The organism is Streptomyces misionensis (assembly GCF_007896895.1).
Lineage (GTDB): Bacteria > Actinomycetota > Actinomycetes > Streptomycetales > Streptomycetaceae > Streptomyces > Streptomyces misionensis_A.
In genome coordinates, this window is sequence record NZ_VOGW01000179.1 from 1 (window position 1) to 2,839 (window position 2,839).

A 2,839-nucleotide genomic window follows, 5' to 3' on the forward strand; every position below is an offset into this window, starting at 1 on the left:
GTGCGGGGCACGCCCCTAGCCTCCCGGGCCATGCGATCACCTCTGCTGCAACGCCTCGGTCTCACCGCCGTCCTCGCCGTCGTCCTCGCCGTCTTCGGCTTCGCCCCCGGCGCCAGTGCCGACACGGCCCCGGCCTCCCTCGCCTTCACCACCAACAGCGCCACCACCACCCCCGGTGGCTCGGTCAAGCTGTCGATGACGCTCACCAACAACAAGACGTACGACGTCCTGTTCGTGTACCAGACCATCGACCCGACCTGGCTGACCACTCAGCGCCCGGACCTGAAGTACAGCTTCACCGGTTGCAGCCTGGCCGCCGCCGACGGCAGCGCCACTCCCTGTTCCGGCACCGGCCCGACCAACCTCGGCACCAACTACGGCGCCACCATCCCGCCCGGTCAGAGCCGCACCGTCACCCTGACCCTCCAGGTCGCGTCCGACTCCGGCTGCAACGGCAACATCGGCTTCTACTCGTACTTCTACGCCGAGTTCAGCGACGGCACCAACACCAACGGCGGCCCCGTGTACACGCCCGACACGCGCGTGCTCTGCGCCTGACGCGGAACCCCACGACGTCGCCCGGCGGACCCAGGCGGTCCGCCGGTGCGCCGTACCCGCGCCCCCTACGCGGCGACGGGAAAGAGGTCGTCTCGGTTGCTCCGCGCAGCAGTTGGACACCAGCCATTTTCCGTCAGGTTTCGTGACTCGGCCACAAAAGCTACACACATCCATCACTATGTGACGCGACGGATGCGTCGACGACCGGCTTCTGAGGGGGACGCCGGAGTCGCGCGAGGGGGTGCGTCCGCTCCATGTGAGCCGTGCTCACCCCTGTCCGGGGAGGGGACTTCACCGCATGAAGCGGACCATTCGTACCAGCGCGCTGACGGTGGGCGCGCTCTTCGCCGCGCTCGGCCTGCAGGCAGGACCGGCCCAGGCCGACGCCGGCACACCGCGCATCGACCTCAGAGTCCTGGTGGTGAGTGACGGCGGCCCGGCCACCGACGCCATCGCCGCCGAACTCACCTCCGAGGGAACGCCGTTCACCAAGGTCGACCTGACCAGCAGCGGCCGGCCCACCATCGACGCCGGCTTCCTCGCCGACACCGTGGACGGCCGGGCGCGCGCCAAGTACCAGGCCGTCGTACTGCCCAACGACAACCCGTTCCCGGCCGGCAGCGCCGAGATGAGCGCGCTCGCCGCCTACGAGCAGACGTACGGCATCCCGCAGGTGGACGCCTACACCTACGCCCGCCCCCAGGCCGGACTCCAGGTCCCGACCTCCGGCGGCTACTCCGGCAGCGTCGACGGCGTCCAGGCCCAGGTCAGCACCGCCGGCAAGGCCGGGCCCTTCGGCTATCTCAAGGGTGCCGTGCCCTTCGAGGACAACTCGCCCACCGTCGGCGAGAGTTACGCCTACCTGTCGACACCGGCGCCCGGCGCCGACTTCACCCCGTACGTGCAGGCCACCATCCCCGGCACCACCACCCAGGGCTCGCTCGTCGGCGAGTACCGGCACGACGGCCGGCGCGAACTGGTCATCACCTTCGTCTACAACCAGTACCAGCAGCAGTTCCGGCTGCTGGCCCGCGGCATCGTGGACTGGATGACCGGCGGGGTGCACCTCGGCGCCTCCCGCAACTACTTCGCCGTCCACGTGGACGACGTGTTCGCGGCCGACGACCGCTGGGACACCCAGCTCAACTGCACGCCCGGCGACGTCGACTGCACCAACGGCTCGGCCACGCCCAGTCCGATCCGGATGACCCCCGCGGACGTCGACTACGCCACGGCCTGGGAGCAGAGCCGCCGCTTCACCCTCGACCTCGCCTACAACGGCTCCGGCAGCGTCGACCAGCGCGGGGACAACGACGGCGTCGACCAGCTCGCCGACAAACTCATCGCGGACCGCAACCAGTTCCGCTGGATCAACCACACCTACACGCACGCCTTCCTCGGCTGCGAGCAGGACACCACCGTGGTGCCCTGGAAGTGCGAGACCAACGCCGCCGGCGCCACCCAGTGGGTCAGCCGCCTGAGCATCGACGACGAGATCGCCGGCAACCGGGTCTGGGGGCAGACCAACGGACTGCCCCTGGACAACAGCGAGCTGGTCACCGGCGAGCACTCCGGACTGCGCATCCTGCCGCAACAGCCCGACGACAACCCCAACCTGGGGCCCGCGCTCACCGACAACAACGTCAAGTGGCTCGCCGCCGACGCCTCCCGCGACCCGGCCCAGCGCCAGGTCGGCCCCGCCACCACCGTCGCCCGCTACCCGATGAACGTCTTCTACAACGCGGGCAAGGCCTCCGAGGAGGTCGACGAGTACAACTGGCTCTACACCAGCCGCGCCCAGGGCGGCAGCGGCATCTGCGAGGACAACCCCGCCACCACCACCTGCCTGCCCGCCCCGCTGGACACCGCCACCGGCTACCAGAACTACATCGTGCCGCTGGAGACCCGCATCGACCTCGGCCACGTGCTCTCCAACGATCCCAAGCCGCACTTCATCCACCAGTCCAACCTCACCGAGGACCGCATCGCCTACCCGGTGCTCAACGGCGTGCTCGACGGCTACGCCTCGCTGTTCGCGGACAACACCCCGCTGGTGAACCTGCGGATGAAGGACATCGGCGCCGAACAGCAGCGCCGCGCCGCCTGGCAGAACGCCCTGAACGCCGGGCAGGTCACCGCCTACCGGATCGGCACCACCGTCACCGTCCAGGCGCCCGCCGGCGTCAACGCCACCGCCACCCTGCCCACCGGCACCACCCTTGCCGGCACCGCGTTCGGCACCGCCTACGCGGGCGAACGGTCCGGCTGGACCGCCTCCACC

Annotated in this window: 2 protein-coding genes; both read left to right on the forward strand. The window is 70.1% G+C overall.

Features of this window, described 5'->3' with window-relative positions:
• The first annotated feature begins 30 nt into the window (after positions 1 to 30).
• A complete protein-coding gene (locus FRZ03_RS29975) occupies positions 31 to 558 on the forward strand; it encodes a hypothetical protein (protein ID WP_146468234.1) in 528 nt (175 codons plus the stop codon).
• 298 nt (positions 559 to 856) lie between these two features.
• Positions 857 to 2,839, forward strand: a 1,983-nt coding sequence (locus FRZ03_RS29980) for a hypothetical protein (RefSeq protein ID WP_146468241.1), incomplete at its 3' end; no start/stop codon positions are given.